23 protein-coding genes and 1 tRNA gene are annotated in these 20695 nt (G+C 55.4%); 12 read left to right on the top strand and 12 right to left on the bottom strand.

The window, feature by feature from the left end:
- Positions 1-127: 127 nt before the first annotated feature.
- The 3 genes from AC3B6F_RS07365 to AC3B6F_RS07355 form a co-directional block, all read right to left on the bottom strand.
- Positions 128-694 carry a histidine phosphatase family protein gene (locus tag AC3B6F_RS07365; protein WP_489823860.1) on the bottom strand — a complete coding sequence of 189 codons (567 nt, stop codon included), beginning with the start codon at positions 692-694 and terminating at the stop codon, positions 128-130.
- A gap of 69 nt (positions 695-763) precedes the next feature.
- Positions 764-1660 carry a fructose bisphosphate aldolase gene (locus tag AC3B6F_RS07360; RefSeq protein WP_489823859.1) on the bottom strand — a complete coding sequence of 299 codons (897 nt, stop codon included), beginning with the start codon at positions 1658-1660 and terminating at the stop codon, positions 764-766.
- A gap of 135 nt (positions 1661-1795) precedes the next feature.
- Positions 1796-2266: an Rrf2 family transcriptional regulator gene (locus AC3B6F_RS07355; protein ID WP_489823858.1), complete on the bottom strand. Its 471-nt coding sequence runs from the start codon at positions 2264-2266 to the stop codon at positions 1796-1798.
- A gap of 79 nt (positions 2267-2345) precedes the next feature.
- Here AC3B6F_RS07355 and hmpA point away from each other — a divergent pair, with 79 nt between their 5' ends.
- The gene (hmpA, locus tag AC3B6F_RS07350; protein ID WP_489823857.1) at positions 2346-3521 is read left to right on the top strand and encodes an NO-inducible flavohemoprotein; all 1176 of its coding nucleotides are present in this window, start codon (positions 2346-2348) and stop codon (positions 3519-3521) included.
- A 3-nt stretch (positions 3522-3524) separates the two neighbouring features.
- Here the strand turns inward: hmpA and AC3B6F_RS07345 are convergent, their stop codons facing one another.
- Positions 3525-4130 (bottom strand): FMN-dependent NADH-azoreductase, encoded by a 606-nt coding sequence (locus AC3B6F_RS07345; RefSeq protein ID WP_023944097.1) that lies wholly within the window; start codon positions 4128-4130, stop codon positions 3525-3527.
- A gap of 92 nt (positions 4131-4222) precedes the next feature.
- Here AC3B6F_RS07345 and AC3B6F_RS07340 point away from each other — a divergent pair, with 92 nt between their 5' ends.
- Both AC3B6F_RS07340 and dapB read left to right on the top strand, forming a co-directional pair.
- Complete coding sequence (locus tag AC3B6F_RS07340; protein WP_023944099.1) at positions 4223-4603, top strand: winged helix-turn-helix transcriptional regulator; 381 nt, start codon at positions 4223-4225, stop codon at positions 4601-4603.
- A 45-nt stretch (positions 4604-4648) separates the two neighbouring features.
- Positions 4649-5395, top strand: coding sequence for a 4-hydroxy-tetrahydrodipicolinate reductase (gene dapB, locus AC3B6F_RS07335; protein WP_023944101.1), 747 nt, complete (start codon positions 4649-4651; stop codon positions 5393-5395).
- A 23-nt stretch (positions 5396-5418) separates the two neighbouring features.
- Here the strand turns inward: dapB and AC3B6F_RS07330 are convergent, their stop codons facing one another.
- On the bottom strand, positions 5419-6216 hold the full coding sequence (locus tag AC3B6F_RS07330) for an SDR family NAD(P)-dependent oxidoreductase (RefSeq protein WP_023944103.1): 798 nt from the start codon (positions 6214-6216) through the stop codon (positions 5419-5421).
- Between the two features lie 287 nt (positions 6217-6503).
- Here AC3B6F_RS07330 and metK point away from each other — a divergent pair, with 287 nt between their 5' ends.
- The 7 genes from metK to AC3B6F_RS07295 all read left to right on the top strand — a co-directional run bounded on the left by metK (position 6504) and on the right by AC3B6F_RS07295 (position 12779).
- Positions 6504-7688: a methionine adenosyltransferase gene (gene metK, locus AC3B6F_RS07325; protein ID WP_489823856.1), complete on the top strand. Its 1185-nt coding sequence runs from the start codon at positions 6504-6506 to the stop codon at positions 7686-7688.
- A 4-nt stretch (positions 7689-7692) separates the two neighbouring features.
- Entirely contained in the window at positions 7693-8388 is a 696-nt protein-coding gene (trmB, locus tag AC3B6F_RS07320) for a tRNA (guanine(46)-N(7))-methyltransferase TrmB (protein WP_489824005.1), read from the top strand.
- A 41-nt stretch (positions 8389-8429) separates the two neighbouring features.
- A complete protein-coding gene (locus tag AC3B6F_RS07315) occupies positions 8430-10070 on the top strand; it encodes an electron transfer flavoprotein-ubiquinone oxidoreductase (RefSeq protein WP_489823855.1) in 1641 nt (546 codons plus the stop codon).
- Positions 10071-10176: 106 nt separating this feature from the next.
- Positions 10177-10926 (top strand): electron transfer flavoprotein subunit beta/FixA family protein, encoded by a 750-nt coding sequence (locus AC3B6F_RS07310; RefSeq protein WP_489823854.1) that lies wholly within the window; start codon positions 10177-10179, stop codon positions 10924-10926.
- Positions 10926-11831, top strand: a complete 906-nt coding sequence (locus tag AC3B6F_RS07305; protein WP_489823853.1) for an electron transfer flavoprotein subunit alpha/FixB family protein — start codon at positions 10926-10928, stop codon at positions 11829-11831. Before AC3B6F_RS07310 ends, AC3B6F_RS07305 begins: the two co-directional genes overlap by 1 nt.
- Before the next feature lie 118 nt (positions 11832-11949).
- Positions 11950-12642 carry a signal peptidase I gene (gene lepB / locus AC3B6F_RS07300; RefSeq protein ID WP_489823852.1) on the top strand — a complete coding sequence of 231 codons (693 nt, stop codon included), beginning with the start codon at positions 11950-11952 and terminating at the stop codon, positions 12640-12642.
- A gap of 60 nt (positions 12643-12702) precedes the next feature.
- Positions 12703-12779 (top strand) — tRNA-Pro (locus AC3B6F_RS07295).
- A 99-nt stretch (positions 12780-12878) separates the two neighbouring features.
- Here the strand turns inward: AC3B6F_RS07295 and AC3B6F_RS07290 are convergent.
- The 4 genes from AC3B6F_RS07290 to AC3B6F_RS07275 form a co-directional block, all read right to left on the bottom strand.
- Entirely contained in the window at positions 12879-13490 is a 612-nt protein-coding gene (locus tag AC3B6F_RS07290; protein WP_489823851.1) for a hypothetical protein, read from the bottom strand.
- Complete coding sequence (locus AC3B6F_RS07285) at positions 13487-14239, bottom strand: hypothetical protein (protein WP_489823850.1); 753 nt, start codon at positions 14237-14239, stop codon at positions 13487-13489. Before AC3B6F_RS07285 ends, AC3B6F_RS07290 begins: the two co-directional genes overlap by 4 nt.
- Positions 14240-14344: 105 nt before the next feature.
- Positions 14345-15682: a glycoside hydrolase family 68 protein gene (locus tag AC3B6F_RS07280; protein WP_489823849.1), complete on the bottom strand. Its 1338-nt coding sequence runs from the start codon at positions 15680-15682 to the stop codon at positions 14345-14347.
- A gap of 43 nt (positions 15683-15725) precedes the next feature.
- Positions 15726-16043 carry a hypothetical protein gene (locus AC3B6F_RS07275; protein ID WP_489823848.1) on the bottom strand — a complete coding sequence of 106 codons (318 nt, stop codon included), beginning with the start codon at positions 16041-16043 and terminating at the stop codon, positions 15726-15728.
- A 270-nt stretch (positions 16044-16313) separates the two neighbouring features.
- Between AC3B6F_RS07275 and AC3B6F_RS07270 the strand changes: the two genes are divergently transcribed.
- A complete protein-coding gene (locus AC3B6F_RS07270; protein WP_061929819.1) occupies positions 16314-16700 on the top strand; it encodes a hypothetical protein in 387 nt (128 codons plus the stop codon).
- Positions 16701-16760: 60 nt separating this feature from the next.
- Here the strand turns inward: AC3B6F_RS07270 and hemH are convergent, their stop codons facing one another.
- Positions 16761-17792: a ferrochelatase gene (hemH, locus tag AC3B6F_RS07265; protein ID WP_489823847.1), complete on the bottom strand. Its 1032-nt coding sequence runs from the start codon at positions 17790-17792 to the stop codon at positions 16761-16763.
- Between the two features lie 464 nt (positions 17793-18256).
- Between hemH and AC3B6F_RS07260 the strand changes: the two genes are divergently transcribed.
- Positions 18257-18679, top strand: coding sequence for a host attachment protein (locus AC3B6F_RS07260; protein WP_489823846.1), 423 nt, complete (start codon positions 18257-18259; stop codon positions 18677-18679).
- An 18-nt stretch (positions 18680-18697) separates the two neighbouring features.
- Here AC3B6F_RS07260 and AC3B6F_RS07255 read toward each other — a convergent pair whose 3' ends face one another.
- Both AC3B6F_RS07255 and AC3B6F_RS07250 read right to left on the bottom strand, forming a co-directional pair.
- A complete protein-coding gene (locus AC3B6F_RS07255) occupies positions 18698-19807 on the bottom strand; it encodes an anhydro-N-acetylmuramic acid kinase (protein ID WP_489823845.1) in 1110 nt (369 codons plus the stop codon).
- On the bottom strand, positions 19807-20694 hold the full coding sequence (locus AC3B6F_RS07250; RefSeq protein ID WP_489823844.1) for an N-acetylmuramic acid 6-phosphate etherase: 888 nt from the start codon (positions 20692-20694) through the stop codon (positions 19807-19809). Before AC3B6F_RS07250 ends, AC3B6F_RS07255 begins: the two co-directional genes overlap by 1 nt.
- Position 20695 lies beyond the last annotated feature (1 nt).

The following is a 20695-nucleotide window of genomic DNA, read 5'->3' as shown; positions in this document are numbered from 1 at the left end:
TTGACTGCTCTTGATGACGGGGAGACTGCCAGTCTGTCCGATGCCACCCAAGAGGCGATCCTGCGTTCAGACACTAAGCCGCAAAATGCCATTCGCACAGAGGTGCCATAAAATTTCCACGGCGCTTTCAGGTGTTCAGTTTGCGCAACACCCTTGCGTTACGCTGGAACCCCAGAACAGAGACAGATGCTGTATCAAGAAGAATATTCTCGCCCAAACGAACGTCATTGCTCACCCATATACTGATGAGGCTGCGCAAGATATGACCATGTGCAAACAAGGCAATCGTACCCTGCTGTGCAAGAAGGCGATCAAGCAGGCGACCAACTCTTATTCGGACCTGTTCCACAGTCTCTCCGTTCTGGACATCGGATGTCCATAAAGACCAGCCTGGTTCGTGCTTGAGAATATCAGCAGAGGTTCGCCCTTCATAAACGCCGTAGTCCCATTCCATGAGATCAGGCTCGATCTGGGCCTGAGAACCAAACCCGGCCAGTTTGCAAGTTTCATGGGCCCGTTGAAGAGGACTACAGAGCACCTGATCGAATGTCTGATCTGCAAGACGCGATTTCAGGGCGCGTGCCTGTTCTCGACCATTTTCTGTGAGAGGAATATCCGTGCGGCCCGTGTGCTGGCCGCTGATGGTCCAGTCCGTTTCACCGTGCCGGATGAGCCAGAGCGTGGGCGTGTTCATATCCCTTTATCCTTCAGTCTTTTCGGAAAACGAAAAGAGGCCTGTGCTAAGACAGGCCTCTCGACTGCTTCAGGTCTTGTTGACCGAAGCGTCGTAAATCCGGTCCACCACTTTGCTCAGGATCGCATTGAACTCCTGATCGGACTGGGACACGCGCAGATCATCCACGAGCGCACGGGAGAAACTAGCGATCATGCCGTGATTGGCCTTAAGTTTCTGGCAGGCCTGATCCAGCGGATAGCCCCCTGACAGAGCGACAACACGCTGCATCCGGGGATGCTTCATAAGATCTGCATACAGGTCTGCCTTTTCAGGGATCGTGACCTTCAGCATGATCGGATAATCACCGGGCAGCGCGTCCAGACCAAGGGCCAGTTCCTCGGCAAGAATGGCCTCAGCGTCTGCTTTCTCGAGGCTTTTGACCAGAACTTCAGGCTCCATGATGGGAACCAGCCCGTGAGACGCAACCTGAGCGGCAATATCGAACTGCTGCTGGACAATCGCCTTGATAGCCTCGGGATTGGCTAATCGGATTACTGACCGCTCCTTGGTTCCGTACACGCCTAGTTTGGCAGCTCGCTCCAGAAGAGTATCCAGACCGGGAATGGGCTTCATCAACTGAGCGCCATCCTTTTCTTCTTCCAGCCCTTTGTCGATCTTGAGAAACGGGACAATGCCACAGTTTTTCCAGAGATAGGTGGGAACTGGGACGTCCCCGACCGTGCCATCCATGGTTTTCTCAAACAGGATTGCGGCCAGAACTTCATGACTCTGAAACGCAGGAGACGTGATGATCCGGACCCGCATTTCGTGCATCAGCCGGAACATGTCTGCATCATTGGAATAGGCATCGGATTCGATGCCATATTGGGCAAGGGCTTTGGGGGTTGATCCGCCACTTTGATCGAGAGCGGCAATAAAACCAGGCTTTTTCGAGACCTGCTCAGCCATTGTTGCATCAGGCATGAACGTCACATCCTTTTCTTCAGTCTGATGACCAGAAGTAACGGCTAACTTTCGCCCGGGATGTCGAACTCTTCCAATCACATTGCACGGATGAGGAGCACGCCATCTGCCCATTCAGATGCACGAGAAGTGAAGTCAGCCTTTTTCAGAATTACCCGACAAAGGCTGCGTCAGTTCTGGAAACAACCGCGCCAGATCAGCAGGTCGCAAGAGATCTGCGAGCGTATAACGGTCCAGAACTGCCAGGAATGCACCGAGCGCCTCACCCAATACGCCGCGCAAATGACAAGACGGAGACAGGATGCAGGCCCGGCTTCCGGCAGCACGTCCCTCGCAATCCACCAGCATCATGTCGTCTTCCGTGAAGCGAACAACCTCTCCGATTCCGATTTCCTGTGCCGGACGCCCCAGTGTCAGACCACCGCCACGCCCTCTTGTGGTTGTGATGAATTGCCCCTGTCCCAGACGATGCACGACCTTCACGAGATGATTCTCTGAAATTCCGTAAGCCTCAGCAATGTCACGGATGGAGACACGCACAGAGGGTCGTCCACCCAGATAAAGCAGGGTCCGCAGAGCATAGTCAGTGTGAAGGGTGAGGCGCATACGATTCCTCTGGCAGATTGACGAAGCGAAGTCACGCGCCTAAAGATGTATTTGTTATACACCTTTAAGAAGACCTATCATGTCCTCTTCAGACCGCAGCCTTACTCCAGACGTCATCGCCATCATCAAGGCGACCATTCCTGCACTGGAAGCGCACGGCCTCGACATCACAACCGAGATGTATCATCGCCTGCTGGCCGACCCTGCCATTGCTGAAATGTTTGACCCAACCCATCAGTCCAAGGGAACGCAGCCTCGCGCTCTGGCCATGGCTGTTCTGGCGTATGCGAAGAACATCGATAATCTTGGCGTTCTGGGTGGCGCGGTAGAACGCATTGCCCAGAAGCATGTCAGTCTGGAAATCCTGCCCGAACATTATCCGCATGTCGCAACGGCGCTTCTTGGAGCGATCCAGCATGTTCTGGGTGAGGCCGCGACACCAGCAATCCTGGATGCCTGGGGCCGGGCATACTGGGCCCTGGCCGATATTTTGATCGGTCGCGAACACCAGCTTTACGATACGAGCGCTCAGGCTGAAGGGGGTTGGACAGGCTGGCGTTCTTTCACGATCGCTCAGGCCCATCGGGAATGTGAGAACGTGACAACGCTCGAACTCAAGCCGGTGGATGGCCAGAGTGTCATTCAGGCTGTTCCTGGCCAGTATCTTGGCGTGGATCTGAATATCCCAGGCCATGGCCAGACACGTCGCAATTACAGCATCACGTCAAAGCCAGGTTACGACGGATACACCATCAGTGTCCGGCATGTGCCAAACGGTATCGTCTCAACATGGCTCAACAGCGCAGACAGTGTGGGGCATGAGGTTCGCCTGTCACCACCGTCAGGTGAATTCGTTCTCCCGGAGAAGATTGAAACGCCCGTTGCATTCATCTGTGCTGGAATCGGGATCACGCCCATGATCGGCATGATCGAATCCTTGGCAGAAAAAGCAGACGCCGTTCCGGTTAGCGTTATTCAGATCGCACATTCTGCGGAAGCCGCTCCTTTTTCCAATAAACTGCGCGAGCTTGCAAACGCCTCAGAAAACATCAGCCTTTATACTCGTCTGACGTCTTTAGACGGTCGGCCCGATGCGGACTGGATTGCGTCACATCTTCCAGAAAACGCAGCCTGCTACCTGTGTGGTCCAACCGGTTTCATGCGCGAGATGGTGCAGTCTCTCCCGAAAGCCGGCATTCCAGCCGAACGTCTGCGCTACGAGACATTCGGGCCGGATACCGGCGTAACGGACTAAACTTTAAAGAGCAGCAATGGCGCTCTCTGCTTCCGCAAGGATACGAGGGCGGTCATTGCCACCATTTGTAGCAAGGCCTTCAGCCTCGATGACCTTAATATCCGTAACACCAAGGAAACCAAGAACGGCCTTGATGTAGGTTACCTGATGCTCAAAAACAGCTTGCGGCGTTCCTTCTGAGTAAATGCCGCCACGGGCACCAGCGATCACGACCGTCTTGCCACCGGCAAGGCCTTCGACGCCATTTGCCCCATAACGGAACGTCTGACCGGCAATTGCAATACGATCGATCCAGGCCTTGAGCTGGCTGGAAATTCCGAAATTGTACATCGGAACGCCAAGCACAAGGATGTCGGCTGCCTTGAAATCGGCCAGAGCCTTTGCACCCGCCACTAGCACAGGATTAGATGCTGCGTCGCCTGTCAGCTCTTTACCCAGAAATGACAGCGATTCGCCATCCAGGTGCGGAAGCGGTTCTGCAGCCAGATCAAGGGATGTGACCTCCAGATCCGGATGTTTCTGGCGATAACGCTCAACAATCGCAATGCTGAGCTGACGGGAAGCGGAAAAACCGCCGAGAATACTGGAGTCGATATGAAGGAGTTTCATCTTTTCTCTTCCGGTTCCTGATCGTAACCAGCACAAGATAAGAAACCTTTCTCACACCTTCGCAAGACGGCACATTCAGGGATCATAGGCACATGGATGTTAGTACCCTTCCTCCCCCCATAACGCATGAGAGCGACACATGCGCCGTTGTGCGCGCTATTCTGGCTCGCGTGGGAGACAAGTGGAGTATCCTGATCGTTCGGATTCTGGGGGACGGCTCCATGCGCTTTAGTGAGCTTCGCCGCTCCATTGAGGGAATTTCACAGCGTATGTTGACTCTGACGCTGCGAAATCTGGAACGGGACGGGCTGGTCAAACGCACAGTGACACCAACAACCCCGCCCCGCGTCGACTACGCCCTGACAGATCTGGGCCGCTCTCTCCAGAGTATTACAGAAGCCTTTGGCCGATGGGCCGTGACCCATCGGGATGAAATCGAGAATGCCCGTCAGCGTTTTGACGCGCGCCAATAATCCCCTAGGTTGCAGCCAACAGTTTCTGACGGTCAGGCACGGATTATGACGATTTCTCCCCGCATCGGTATTGCTGGCATTACAGGCCGGCTAGGTTCGCTCTGTGCGGAGGAGGCCGGAACGTCACTCGCTGGAGGTTTGTCCCGACATGCCGATGCGAGCCGCAACATCACGTCTGACCCTACCGCTTTTGCGAAAAACTGTGATGTTGTTATCGATGTCAGTCATGCTTCTACCGTCCAGACTCACGCTACAGCCTTTGCAGAGGCGAAATGCCCGTGGGTTCTGGGTACGACAGGCCTTGGTGCTGATGATCAAACTGCGGTCGACAAGGCTGCAAAGCTTATTCCGGTCCTTCAGGCCGCAAATTTCTCCCCCGCACTGACCCTTTTTCTGGAGCTTGCCAAACAACTTGGCGCCGGTTTGCCGGGATACGATGCAGAAATTGTGGAAGTTCATCATCGCCAGAAGGTAGATGCTCCGTCTGGCACAGCCCTTGCGATTGGACGAGCCGTTGCGGAAGGGCGAAACGTGGCCCTTGAGGACGTCATACGTCTCGATCAGAATGGCGCCCGCCCAGACGGAGCCATCGGTTTTGCATCCCTGCGCGGGGGCCAGATCGTGGGGGAACACGACCTGATGTTCATGGCGGCAGACGAACAGATCACACTGTCTCACCGCGCCCTCGATCGCAGGGTCTTTGCCCGCGGAGCCATCATGGCAGCCCGATGGCTCGCACAGCAGCCACCGGGCCTTTACAGCATGGCCGACGTGCTTCGTCGAGCAGTTTAACCACCCGACGAAAAGCAGCGCTGTCAGCCTCCGGAAATTTCCAGATTCACACCGGTCATAAAGCTGGAATCGTCTCCGAGAAGGAACGCGACCACGCCGGGGATTTCATTGATATCGCCATACCGACGCATCGGAACACTTCCGATCATCTGTTTGGCGACTTCCTGCGGATCGGTTGAGAAATACTGTGTGTTGGCCTTCGCCTGAAGCTCAACCTGACGGTCCCACATGAAGCCCGGCCCCATGTAGCCCGGACTGATCGCATTCACCCGGATATTGTATGGTGCAAGGTCATAAGCAGCGGTTTCGGTCAGGGCAATGATCGCCCCCTTGGAGGCACCATAAGCCGCCATGTTCGGTGGTCCCTTGACGCCCGCCATGCTGGCCGTGTTCACAATGCGTCCGTAGCCATTCTCGATCATGTGCCGCGAGACCGCTTTCAGAACATGGAAAGCGCCCGTGACGTTGATGTTCAGAACCTTCGGAAAATCTTCAGCCGGATAGTCCTGAACCGGAGCAAAAGCCCCCTGATATCCCGCATTGTTAAACAGAAAGTCGATTTTCCCGAAATCGGAGATCACACGGCTGACCACGTCATTGACGGAAGACTCAGACGTCACGTCGCAGACATAAGACTGTACGTTCACACCCTTTTCGCGAACAGCGGCTTCCGCTTTCGCAAGAGCATCCGCATTCATGTCAAGCAGGGCAATATCCGTTCCCATCTCTGCAAGACGCAAAGCGGTTGCAAGACCGATATTACCTCCGGCTCCTGTCACCAGACATGATTTACCGCTAAAGAAACTTACAACGTATGCCATGTGTCCCTCGTTGAGATACGGCGTTTTTGACCCGGCTATACATATCTTGAGACGAAGTATTCGTCTGCCCCTGTTTCTTCACCATGCAGGATCGTAGATAACGATCTATATTCTTCCTTGTTCTACAATACCTTACACAAGACGTTGAGAGAAAATTCCCTTCACCTTCCCCAAGGCACTTGACCCCTGCGTGCAATTCCGCCAAGCCGTGCCTTCCTGAATGCTGCAGTCCGTCCGTCATGGCGTCTGCGGCCCTTTTCACCACTCATTCCCTGCGAGGTCCCTGAGTGCGCAATCACGGCGATTTCCTGTTCACCTCTGAATCCGTTTCCGAGGGCCATCCCGACAAGGTGGCAGACCGTATCTCCGACACCGTCCTGGACGCTTATCTTGAAGCCGATCCGGAAGCCCGCGTTGCCTGTGAAACGCTGGTCACGACGAACCGTGTCATCCTGGCCGGTGAAGTCCGTGGCCCGAAGGCTGTCGAAGACACGCTGATCGACCGCGCACGCGAGGCCATCAAGGACATTGGCTACGACCAGGAAGGCTTCTCCTGGAAAAATGCCGAGATCACGTCTTACCTGCACGCGCAGTCCGCTGATATCGCCCAAGGCGTGGACAGCGGCAGCGACAAGGACGAAGGCGCTGGCGATCAGGGCATCATGTTCGGCTTCGCAACACGCGAAACCGAAAACCTGATGCCGGCTCCGCTGTTCTACGCCCAGACGATCCTTGAGCATATCCGCGACTACCGCAAGAACGGCGACGCCCGTGGCGCCGGCCTTCTTCCGGACGCGAAGAGCCAGGTCACGCTGCGTTATGTCGACGGCAAACCGGTTGGCGTGACGTCTGTCGTGATTTCCACGCAGCACGCTGAAGGCATGAGCCAGAACACGATCCGCGAAACACTTCGTGGCGTCGTCAATGACGTTCTGCCAAATGGCTGGAGCTGCCCGGAAGACGAGTTCTATGTGAACCCGACCGGCAACTTCGTCATCGGTGGTCCGGATGGTGACGCTGGTCTGACAGGTCGTAAGATCATCGTGGACACATACGGCGGTGCAGCCCCTCATGGTGGTGGCGCATTCTCCGGCAAGGACCCCACGAAGGTTGACCGTTCGGCTGCTTATGCTGCTCGTTACCTTGCCAAGAACGTCGTTGCCGCTGGTCTCGCAGATCGCTGCACGATCCAGCTCAGCTACGCCATCGGCGTCTCCAAGCCGCTTTCGGTCTATGTTGATCTCGACGGCACGGGCAAGGACATTGACGAAGCACGCCTCGGCCTGCTCCTCAACGACGTTGTGGATCTGTCCCCGCGCGGCATCCGCAAACATCTGCGCCTGAACCGCCCGATCTATGTTCCGACGTCCGCTTACGGTCACTTCGGTCGCGTGCCGAACGCCGCTCTGGACAACTTCACCTGGGAACAGACGGATCTGGTTGATACCCTCCGTAACGCACTGAACAGGTAAGACCCTGACACAGTCTCTCAAACCACAGCCGGAGCGGCTTTACGGCCGCCAGCGCGGCCATCCGCTCCGGGCAAGACAGCAGCATCTTCTTGAAAAGACGCTGCCGCGCTTCACTTTTGCGTCTGCAGGGAACCCGACCGCCGGGTTTTCCTCACCGGTCTCGCGCGTCTTTCTTGAAATCGGATTTGGCGGCGGCGAACACGCGGCTGCTCAGTCTGAAATGAACCCGGATGTCGGGTACATTGCCTCAGAGGTCTTCGAGAATGGCCTGTGCTCCCTAATGTCGCGCCTCGTGCCAGACGGTGAGGAAGATACAGCAGCACCACCCGAGCATTTCCGGATCTGGCCAGAAGACGCTCGTCTTCTGCTTAAGGATATGCCGGATGGCTGCCTGGACCGCGCCTATCTGATGTTTCCGGACCCATGGCCGAAATCCCGCCATGCAAAGCGTCGCTTTGTACATCCGGAAAACCTTCGGGAGCTTCATCGCGTTCTCAAGCCGGGTGCTATCTGGCGCGTAGCAAGCGATCACCCTGTCTATCAGGACTGGGTGATCGAAGTGATGGGCAAGCAGGATCTGTTTGATGCCCCCCCTCCGGAGACGGAACGTCCCGAAGGATGGTCTCCAACCCGATATGAGGCAAAAGCCTTCCGGGAAGAACGACAGCCCTTCTACTGGACCTTTACCCGGCGCCCTTGAGGCGCCGTCCCTTTATCTGACTACAGTGAGTTCCTGACATCATGACCCAGATCGAACGCGAAGAAATGGAATTCGATGTCGTGGTGGTCGGTGGTGGCCCCGCCGGTCTGTCCGCGGCGATCCGCCTCCGACAGATTGCGCCGGACGCGTCGGTCTGCCTGATCGAAAAGGGTAGCGAAATCGGTGCGCACATCGTCTCGGGTGCCGTCATCGAACCGCGTTCGCTTGAGGAACTCCTGCCAGACTGGCGCTCTCTTAGCGCGCCGCTGAACACGGAAGTCACGGAAGAACGCATGCTTTTCCTGACGGAAAAGCGCGCCATTCAGATTCCGTATCTGGACCGCGTCATGCCTCATATGGCGAACCACGGAAATTATGTGGTGTCCCTCGGGGAAGTCTGTCGCTGGCTGGGTGAACAGGCCGAAGCCCTTGGTGTCGAGATCTATCCCGGATTTGCAGGCGCTGAACTGTTCATTGAGAACAATCGCGTTGCTGGCGTCATTACGGGCGACATGGGCATCGAGCGTGACGGCACGCACGGTCCCAACTTCACGCCCGGTATGATCCTCCGTGCCAAGCAGACAATCCTGACTGAAGGAGCACGCGGCTCCCTGAGCGCCCACGCCATGAAGCGTTTTGGCCTACGCAAAGGTGTCGATACCCAGACTTACGGCCTTGGCATCAAGGAAGTCTGGGAGGTCCCGAAGGAAAAGCATCGCCCCGGCCTCGTCCAGCACAGCTTTGGCTGGCCGCTGGATGACCACACCTATGGTGGCGCATGGCTCTACCATTTCGGGGACAATCTGGTCAGCTATGGCTTCGTAACCGGCCTAGACTACAGCAACACCTACCTTTCGCCCTTCGAGGAAATGCAGCGCACGAAGCTGCACCCTGCTTTCCGGGAACACTTCGAGGGTGGCAAACGCCTGATCTACGGCGCCCGCGCGCTCTCTGAAGGCGGCCTTCAGTCCATTCCTCGCCTGACATTCCCCGGTGGTGTTTTGGCTGGTGACTCGGCAGGCTTCCTGAACGTTCCCAAGATCAAGGGAACGCACACAGCCATGAAGTCCGGCATGCTGGCTGCCGAAGCTGTCGCCGAAGCGCTCCAGACCGAGCGCACGGAAGCCTCAAGCCTGACAGAACGCGTCCGCAATTCCTGGCTCTGGTCCGAATTGCGCGATGTCCGCAATATCCGTCCGGCTTTTGCCAAATGGGGCATGAAGGCTGGCGCGCTTTACGCTGGCATCGACAGCATGATTCTGCGTGGCCGCGCCCCTTGGACGCTCCATCACCCGCATGCCGACAATGAGACATTACGGCCAGCCGCGATGTGCGAACAGATCGGCTATCCGAAACCAGACAATGTCCTAACCTTCGATCGCGTCAGCTCGGTTTTCCTCAGCGCCACCAACCACGAAGAAAACCAGCCTGCCCATCTGAAGCTACGGAATAAGGCCATCTGGCGCACCGTCAATCATGACGTCTTTGATTCGCCGGAAAGCCGCTACTGCCCGGCAGGCGTCTACGAGCAGGAAAAAAGCGCGGAAAATGAGTGGTCTCTGCGCATCAATGCGCAGAACTGCGTCCATTGCAAAACCTGCGATATTAAGGACCCGACGCAGAATATCGAATGGTGCACGCCAGAAGGCAGTGGCGGCCCGAACTACCCTGTCGGGATGTAATTCTTCCAAGCAAACAGGCGGCTTTCTGACCGGAATGTGACTTTCTGATCCATTTCCGCTACGGTGGCGCCCGTTTTTCCAGCGGCGTCAGCAGCGAAAGATCACGATGAAAATTCTGGTCCCAGTCAAAAGGGTGGTCGATTACAACGTCAAGGTGCGTGTAGCGGCCGATGGTAGTGGTGTCGAAACGCAGGGCCTGAAAATGTCCCTGAATCCGTTCGATGAAATTGCGGTGGAAGAAGCCATCCGCCTGCGCGAAAAAGGCGTGGCAACTGAAGTGGTCGTCGTGACCATTGGTGTTCAGGCAGCGCAGGACATTCTGCGCACCTCGATGGCCATGGGCGCAGACCGGGCCATTCTGGTCAAAACAGACGATACGCTTGAGCCGCGCGCCGTCGCCAATGCGCTGAAAGCCATTGTGGAACGTGAGCAGCCGGGTCTTGTCTGCATGGGCAAGCAGGCCATCGATGATGACATGAACGCAACCGGCCAGATCCTGGCAGCCAAGCTTGGCTGGCCACAGGGCACGTTCGCCAGCGCAGTCACTGTTGCGGACGGCCGCATTGAAATTTCCCGCGAAATCGACGGTGGTACAGAAGTTGTTTCTCTGGCACTTCCTGCCGTGGTGACAGCCGATCTGCGCCTCAACGAGCCGCGCTATGCGTCCCTTCCAAACATCATGAAGGCACGCAAAAAGCCACTTGAAACGCTTGAGGCTGCCGGTCTCGGCGTTGATCTTGCCCCCCGCCTGACTGTTGTTTCTGTCGCAGAGCCGGCAGAACGCAAGGAAGGTATCAAGCTGGGCAGTGCGGCCGAACTGGTCGAAAAGCTCAAGACAGAAGCGAAGGTGATCTGATGACCGCTCTTGTTCTGCTCGAAGTCGAGAATGGCGAAGTCCGTCAGGCATCACGTTCAGCCCTGACAGCCGCCGCACGCTTTGGTGATGTAGACGCCATTGTTTTTGGTGAAGGCGCCAGTGCCGCAGCAGCTCTGCCTGGTGTCAAGCGGGTTCTGTCGGTGCCCGGTCTGGCCACGGATCTGGCCGAACCTGCCGCCGATCTACTGGCATCCATCGCAAAAGACTACAGCCACATCGTGGCCTCTGCCTCCGCTAGCGGAAAGAACATTCTGCCTCGTCTGGCGGGCCTTCTTGACGTTCAACCCATCCCGGATGTGGTCGAAATCAAGGATGCCGAGACGTTCGTTCGTCCGATCTACGCTGGCAATGCACTGGCAACCGTCCGGTCTTCAGATGCCATCAAGATTCTGACGGTTCGGGGTTCCAGCTTTGATCCCGCTCCAAAAGACGGCGGCTCCGCTCCAGTTGAAACACTGGACGCACCAGCCAGCGAAAAATCCGTTTTCGTGAAGGTTGAGCTGTCAGCCTCCGATCGTCCGGAACTTGAGGCAGCCCGCGTGGTCATCTCGGGCGGCAAGGGCATGAAGGATGCAGCGAACTTCAAGCTGCTCGAACCCATTGCCGATAAACTGAACGCCGCCATTGGTGCATCCCGTTCCGCTGTGGACTCCGGCTTTGCCCCGAACGAAATGCAGGTCGGCCAGACCGGCAAAATCGTGGCTCCGGAACTCTACATTGCTGTTGGTCTGTCTGGCGCAATCCAGCATCTGGCCGGCATGAAGGACAGCCGCGTCATTGTAGCCATCAACACGGACCCGGAAGCCCCCATCTTCCGTGTCGCCGATTACGGTATCGTGGGTGACCTTTTCGAGGTCCTTCCCGCACTCGAAAAGGCCCTCTGAGCTTTCCCAGCAGGCGATCCATGACGGATCGCCTGCTTTTTGACTGACACAACGTGTCCAGAACTTAAGTTGCAGACCACTCTCCGCATGCCATCCTGTCTCCCGACGGAGACACACGATGAACCTGCGACGTACCTTTCAAAAAATTCTTCCCGCGCTTCCCCTGCTGCTCGGCGCATTTTTCATTCACAGCGCATTAGGTGCTGGTTATATCGTGCCTTCGGCCTCAATGGAGCCAACACTCGAAATCGGAGACGAAATCGTCGCTGTCGTACCATCTTATGGATGGGGCACAGCCAATCTTCCTTTCGCAGCGCGACTTCCGAATTTCCGTCTTTTTACCCGCTTGCCGCATCGCGGAGATGTGGTCGTTTTCCGAGCCCCTGCCAACCTGAATGAAACCTGGGTCAAACGTGTCATTGGCCTGCCGGGAGACACGATTGCCCTATCCAACGGTCATGTCGTTCTAAATGGAAAAACCCTTCCCTGGCACGACAAAGGACAGGGCCAGGCAGAACTCCACCCGGGAATATCTACCCCTGCAAGACGATATGAGGAAACATTCCCCGACGGGTCTCACCACGACATTCTCAAATTAACAACCATAGGAACACTCGACACCGTTCCTATGTTTACGGTTCCCGCAGGCAATCTCTTCGTGATGGGCGATAACCGTGATGACTCTGCAGACTCACGAGTGCCCGTCGAAGACGGCGGCGTCGGTCTTTTACCAGTCTGGAACCTTCAAGGAGAAGTAACCACGGTGCTATTTTCATGGCGACACCTCAAAAGATTGCTGCTCCCCGTCTGATTTTCAGGCGCACCCTCTTGCACATTCTGTAAATCCCCGTTAGGAGAAGCGCCATCGGCACGGAGTGTAGCTCAGCCTGGTAGAGCACTGTGTTCGGGACGCAGGGGCCGGAGGTTCGAATCCTCTCACTCCGACCAGCCGATTTAACGGAAATCAGAAAATCTGATAAGAGCAAAGAAGAAAATGCTCTTCCGTACGCATTCCATATACAACTTCGACCTTACGCTTTCTGCTTCTCAGCGCTCATGTAGTCCTACGAATGGGCGGACAGGCTGATCGGCTTTGCATAGTTTCAAAACATCCAGCTTTTGAAGCTCCAGAATATGCGCCGCCAACGTCTGCCGAGACATCAGAATTTTCTCCCCTTCGCTTTCACGAATAGTGTCGGGCTGGCTCATCAAAGCCCCTGCATATTCAACCTCACGCTGCATTTCTGCATCCGGCAACGCAGAAAGAGGTACAAACTGTACAGGCAAACTCAATTGCTGAGTTTTTGAACGGCTGGCCTCTGCCGTAATGCCCAGAACAGGAACACTCGTCAGGGCAGAAACAGAAAAAGAACCAGACTGGGTCAGACTTCCATTCAACTGCATGGCTACAGGTCCGGAAACAAGCGCAACAACAGGGTCCACGTTTCGCTGCGCACATTGCAACGCACGAACATTGGCATCAAAACGGGCCGCCTGCTCTTCAGACCATCCCTGCACATCCGAAGCACTGACAACACCCGCTTTCGTCAGATCCTCCTGAATACCAGCCAGTACCGTACTGATTGAAGTCTGCGCACTATTGGTAAAGGAACATCCTGAGAGCAACAGCCATACAGGCAAGACATAGATCAGCCTCATGCAGCACTCATTTCCGCAACAAGAGCCTGAATATCTTCTGCTTTGGGGGAAATACCACACACTGTCAGCCAATTCTGCCGACTGACGAGCCCGTAAGCCTCATCGCAGATCCGCAGCAATGTATCCCAGGGCATAAATGTCCGATTGCCCCATGTATTGAAAAATACACCCTCAGCCGTGTAACCCGTCAGTGCGATCGCATGACCGCCTACATAAGCATGATCCTGAATGGCGTCCCAATCCCAGCTCGCACCCAATGGAAGATCCAGAAACCCACGAGGCACCTGCACCCCCGCCAGAACGCCCCCAAGATAAGAAATGCCCCGCTTGATCCCATTAACGGAATGGGCATCAATAACCCCGTAGGCCGTCAGATAATCCTTGGTCTGACCAGGCCGAACAAAGCCGTCTGTTTTCCAGTATCCCAACTGTTCAAGAAGAATAGTGCCATTATCGTTCTGACCGGTTACCGGATCAAATCCCGTAACTGCTCCATAATTCTGCAGGACCTGCTCACTGGACAGAAGAACCAGCCCCTGAGCCGCCTTGGTCCAGGTGGCCGTGAGAGCTGCATGCGCAGCAAACGCGCAACAACCAAACCGGTCATTGCCCCACATCTGATACGGTACCCCTTCAGACCAGTCCTGACTTTCCGGAACCTCTGGAACACGCGCCGCCAGAACAGGCGAAAACCGATAGGTCCGCGCATCATAACGGGGTGGCAGCTTTCCGAGCCTGCGTTCCATCATCAATCAACGCTCCAGAAAAATGAAAAGCCACCCCCATGCAGGGGATGGCTTTCACAATGTCTCAATCCCGATTTTCAGGCAGAACGAACCCTGCCTTTATAAAAATCAGGCGCGAACGTCATAGGCCAAAGACGCCGGCCAGGCGGCCTGCGCAAAAACCTGCGCATAATCATGAACTTCCGTCAGGAACGTCCGGTCACCATCCAGAACCAGGCGCACCGTCGGAGCAAGCGTGCCGCCAATACGATAGGTATCAGGGCTTTCAGCGTTCTGACCAGCCGCCGGAATCGTATCGATAAACGACTGAACGTAGCCCTGCGCATCCACGAAATGCGAATACGTCGAATACGGCTGCGAAGACGGGTTCCCAAGTACCAGGCCCGAGCTGTTCAGAGGCTTGTAGGGACCAAAAATCCCCTTCTCGGACACGAAACCATACACGCCATCAGGGCCCGTACTTTTGCCCGTATAGGTGGAATGATGGCTGATGGTGAACAGATAGGTCAGACCGTCCTTGAAGACGAAATGCGGACGCTCCGTCTGATCATTCACGCCCAGAGCCGTCACCAGAGCAGGCATCAGTTCCCAACGTGAATAATCGCCCTTGCGCCAGTTGGACACACACCGGGACAGACCGATTGCCGCAGCACCATATTGCGCACCCGGATCCACCGCATAACCTGGTGGAACATGGCCCATCTCGTCAGAACCGACGACAAACTGCCCCCGCATGCCAGGAACATTGCCTTCAAACAGAGTGTAAAGCTCGCCATCACCCGGATTGATGAACGGCTGCGGATCGCGGAAATCGAAATACGCATCTTCAGAAGCGTTGGCATAATGAACGCCATCAGCCTTGAACATTTCCGTGCTGGCCGAGAAGCCCTCAAACCAGACACCCTTGTCATCAGCATGAATGGCGCCGGAGCAAACAGCCGGAACAGAATTACCATCCGGCGCACCAACGGACGTGTAGAACATATCGACCTTGTTCTCGGTGCCTTCACGCATCACCAGAGAACCGGACCACTCCCAGGGACGCAGATCAGCAGACGTCTGAAAGAGGCGACCACCCCATGTCCACTCAACACCGTCGGCGCTGTACCAATAGCCGATATAGGCGCGATCATTGCGGGAGTGCCATTCGTCATAAATCTTGGCATTGGTCTTGTCGATTTTGTCCACAGCCAGGGACCAGAGAACAAACCAGCCCTTATACGTCACAGTGCGCATATGCATGTCACGAAGGGCGCCACTGTCCCAGATCATCACATCGTTAGACATGACCGGGAAATTGTAGTCGATTACCGGCATTGTCGTCGTCGGATCGTCCGTACGAACCTTCAGCGCGTCAGCAATCGTCCACCGGGACGAGCGATAGTTCGGAAGCACGCGACGAACAGCCGTGTGCTGATCCAGAATTCGGCTGGAAATAGCATTCATATTTTCATGATCCGTATTGAATAGTGTTTGAAAAATAACCCTGTCAGGCGCCTTGTTGCGGAGCCTTGCCAGGAGAAGGACCAGTTACTCCCGGAGCAGCGTCTGTTTTCACGTTCTCTCCGTCTTTCGGGACAACGACCTTCTTGCTGACCTGCCGTTCCAGACGGTTGGCAGCCCAGCCAATATTCAGCCCCAGAAGGGCCACCAGACGGTAAATTCCGTTGAATCGTGATGTATTCTGTGGGGGAGGCAAAAAGACCGTAACCAGTTTGCATCCAATAATCAGTAAAGCCACCCACAGCTCATATCGAGCCGGGATGTCGGCTAGCAGACCAGAAAGGTCGAAACCGGAAATATCCACACTCTGAAATCCTGCTTGGCGCACAAAAAAGAGGCTGCATCCATCAGGATGAGCCTCTCGTAAAATCTTATTTTCAATATGAATTATCGAACCATCAGCTAAGCGACTTATGGCTCAATGCCACAGTTATATGAAAAATCCGGATGCAGTTCAAGCGTAAAATGTCAGATACGCCCAAGATGAGTTGAAACCTCTCCTGCACAACCCTAATTTCGACATTTGGAAAGTCTCTTTTTCCCAAAGAGACATCGACGAGAGACCACATCAATCATGACGATCCGTTTAACGCGATCCGCACTGGCTCTTGCAGCCCTGCTAACCGCTACTCCAGCCCTTGCCGAGCCAGGCGGCTGTATCAAATACGGTGCAGCCGGTGCTGTCGGCGGCCACCTTGCCAATCACCATGCCGTTGTCGGTGCCATGGGAGGATGTGCTGCCGGCATGTACCGCCGTCATCTGTATCGCAAGGATCTGCGCGAGAAAGCAGCTCTTTGGGACAAGGAACACCCGGCAGACCCGAATGCCAGCTGGTGGCAGCGTCATCATGATGCAGCATCCACCAAGCAGAAAGCAGAATGGTATGACGCCGAGCACCCTGAACCAGGCCCCAACACACCGGCGCCTGCACCTCAGGCTCAGCCCAACCAACACTTCTGAAAACAGAAACGCCCGGCCTGAAGCCGGGCGTTTTCTTATCCAAATGCTCTCAACACCGTCTCAGGAAAACTGAAAGCCCTTGAGAGCAGAACGAGATAGACCTTCCAGAAGGTCGATGGCTTCATCCGTATCGTTCAGACAGGGAATCATGGCAAACTCTTCACCGCCAGCATGGATGAATTCCTCACGAAGCTCATTGCCAATTTCGTCGAGCGTCTCAATACAATCCGACATAAAGCCAGGCATAATCACCGCAATCTTGGTGACCCCCTGCTTGGGCAGCGCGGTAACATAAGGTGCCGTATAAGGCTGGATCCACTCCAAAGGTCCAAAACGAGACTGGAATGTAAGCGGCATCTGCTCCTCATTTAATTCAAGCACTTTCCGCAGCGCCACAATCGTCCGCTGACATTCTTCCTGATAGGAATCGCCTTTTTCAACGCAGGTTTTCGGCAATCCATGAAAGGATGCAACAATAGCCTGAGGCTTAAAAGACAGATGCTCCAAAGTCTTACGAACAGACTGTTCCAATGCCCGGACAAACAACGGGTGATCCGGAAAAGATGGCATCGTCAGCACAGAAGGCTGACGGCGTAACTTCATGAGTGCACGGAAAAGATGATCGTTCGCTGTCGCAGTCGTCGTCGCTGAATACTGCGGATAAAGCGGAATGCTGATGATCCGGTCACACCCTTTATCCATCAGGCTTTCCACACCCTGTGCAACAGACGGCTGCCCGTAACGCATTCCCCATTCAACAGGCACGCCATCGCTCTCGAGACGTAAAGCCAGCTTCTCAGCCTGTCTCTGGGTATAAACTCGCAATGGCGAAGCATTCTCTTCGCGATCCCAGATGCGTGCATAATTCGCACCACTGGCGAATGGACGTTTTGTAAGGATGATGCCCTGCAAAATGGGCTGCCAGATCAACGGCGGACTTTCAATCACGCGTCGATCAGAAAGAAACTCACTCAGGTAACGACGTACAGCAAAGTAGCCAGTATCGTCAGGTGTCCCGAGATTAAGGAGAAGAACGCCAGTCCGCCCATGAGGAGGAGAAGCATTGCGTGGTTTTTTGAAAAAAAAGGCCATAGTGCCCTTCAGTGTGAAACAGGGCTAACAACGGCGAAAGAGGAAAAACGTATCAAGTGTAGGGATACGCGTCCCTTTCGGGACGCTATCGTCGGCGCTTTACACGCGCATAGGAAAAGCTTGGTCGCTCAGCCCTTAAGGATGCATTGTAAACAATAACCGCCATGACGACGCCGATTGATCCGATATACGGCATGAAAGTATTCATCAGAGCCATATTCGCCTCCTTGAACCCTCTGGGAAAGTTTTCCGTGGGCTCAATATTGAGAGTGGTCATATCGCCGCCGGGTTTCAAGAAAAAAATTCATATTCCCCGCGGAAATTTTATCTCCACACGAAATAACTTTTATTTTTCTGGATCTTAGCGCTTCGGGAATCGGTCAGAATCCTCTTGAGAAGGCAACTTCCCGACACCCCACCCGTTAAAACAGAGACACATTTGATTGTTCGGAAGGACCACTCCAATGGCGACTCAAGATCCAGTCATCTACGTCATCGCTGACGGCGAAAAAGGCCGCTTTCTTCGCCTGGAAGGAAGCCAGCTTCGCACCATAGAGAATTTTGACCTGCATAAAGGCTCCGACGCTGCTAACGACGTAGGGTCCATCAAAGCAGCTCACACAAATCCCAAAGAGCAGCTCAAAGCCCATTTCACAAAAGATCTGGCGACGCACATCAATAAAGCCGCACAGGATTCCAATATCGAGGGCATTTTCCTCGTGGCTCCAGCGCAGGCACTGCACGATATCCGTGAGCATCTCGACAAACCAACAACCAAAAAGCTGTTCAAGACCCTGACAAAGGATCTGACAAACACCAGCGATCATGACCTGCTCAAGCATCTTGACCGCCCAGAAACCGGCTGGCCTGAACTCGCCCCGGTCTAAGTCAAAGCACAGGCTGCGTCATGTTACGGCGCGGCCTGCCACGCAGGCCTGACGTGTTCCTGTGGTCTGAGGCCATGAAGAGGGCAACTGTCGAAGATAACGAACAGCCAGAAGCGCAAAGCACTGCGCCTCCAACGCATCCCCATCCCACCCCAGAACGTCAACAGACGATACGTCTCCAAGGCGCAAACGTAATCGATCCATCAGTACCGGATTGTGTCGTCCTCCGCCCGCAACAAACCACCTGTCCGGCGTAACAGCCATCGGTGTTCGAGCAATCGCCTCCACCGTAAATTCTAGCAACGTTGCTGCCCCATCTTCAGCGGAAAGCCCCTGCACAGCCTCCATAGCTGGCGCATGAAAGCTCAACCGGTCCAGTGATTTCGGCATGGGACGACTAAAATAAGAGCCATCCAGCAAACGCTCCAACACGTCCTGCTTCACTACCCCCCGACTGGCCAGCGCGCCATCCGTATCGCATGCCGTTCCCGTATGACGCTCCGCCCAATCATCCAGCAAAGCATTGCCCGGCCCCGTGTCGCAGGCCCAGACTTGACGAGCATCGTCCTGTACCGGCCCCAGCAGCGTGACGTTCGCTACGCCCCCGATATTCAACACAGCTACAGACCTCTCTTCTCGTTCCAGAAGAGCTGCATGGAGAACTGGAACCAGCGGCGCTCCTTCCCCCCCATAATTCAGATCCCTTGCCCGGAAATCATAGATAACAGGGATGCCACACTGCTCCTGCAACAAAGCACCATCGCCAATCTGCCAGCTTCGTCCAATGTCCGGCTGATGCAGAATGGTTTGCCCATGGAAGCCAATGACGTCCGGTACAATCGTCGGCACCATGTTCCGCAGAGCGGTTACAGCCTCCACATGCCTTAGTGTTACCGCCCGTTCGACATCCTTCAGATCAGCCTCACTTCCAGAAAGTTCGGCGGCATGATCCAGAAGCAATCGCATCCGATCCCGTAACATCTGATCATACGGAAGCGTCAAAGCTGGCCCATACTCTGCAATGCGTTCCCCATCCGTAAGAACAAGGGCCGCATCCACACCATCGAGCGACGTGCCACTCATCAACCCAATGGCCCAGCGCAGATCGCTCGATCCGGTTTCAGGCATTACAGAGCAGCCAAAACAGCATGCAGATCACCCTTATGCCGCTGAAGAAGGTCTTCAACCTGATCGGCCGCCACCCCATGGCGGATCAGAACAGCCCGTTTCACATTCCCACCAACCAAGGAAAGCGCTTCACGCACCTCTTCATCAGTCCCTCCGGCAAGCTCAGACACCATGCGCTCGGCACGTTTCTGAAGCTTGTCATTGCTGATCCGCATATCCACCATACGGCCGCGATAGACATGCCCAAGCCGCGTCATCAGAGCCGTAGAGAACAGATTCAGCACGACCTTCTGCGCGGTCCCCGCCGCCATACGGGTTGATCCAGCCAGAACCTCCGCTCCAGTCGGAATAGAAATCCCAATTTCAGCGTCCCGAAGCAGACGCCCATCCGCATTCCCACTAACCCCGATCGTCAGCGCCCCTGCATCACGGCCAGCCCGTACCATCGCGCAGGTGTAGGGCGTGTTTCCGCTAGCAGCGACCCCAATCACCACATCATCCGCAGTCGGAACATGTTCGCTCAGGTCAAAACGTGCCTGATCTTCACGATCCTCCGCCCCCTCAACAGCCTGCGTCCCAGCTCCCGCTCCGCCCGCAAGCAGCAGAACCAGACGCTCCGGCGCAAGCCCGAAAGTCGGCGTCAATTCAACTCCGTCCTGCACCCCAATCCGACCGGATGTCCCTGCTCCCGCATAAATCAGACGACCACCCCGTTGAAGACGTGGCACAGCAGCTTCAACAGCTCGCTCAATCGAGGGTAATGCCTCCCCAACCCGATCCAGCGCAGATTTCTGCGACTCCAACAAACGCCCCAGCAGAGCATCCAGAGGAAGAAGCTCAATGGTCTGGTTTTCTTCCAGAACGGTCTCGGTGCGTGGAACAGTCACA

It is taken from the genome of Gluconobacter sp. ESL1110 (assembly GCF_058107395.1).
Note: the sequence above shows the minus strand (reverse complement) of the source record. Positions and strands in the feature narration are given on the sequence as shown.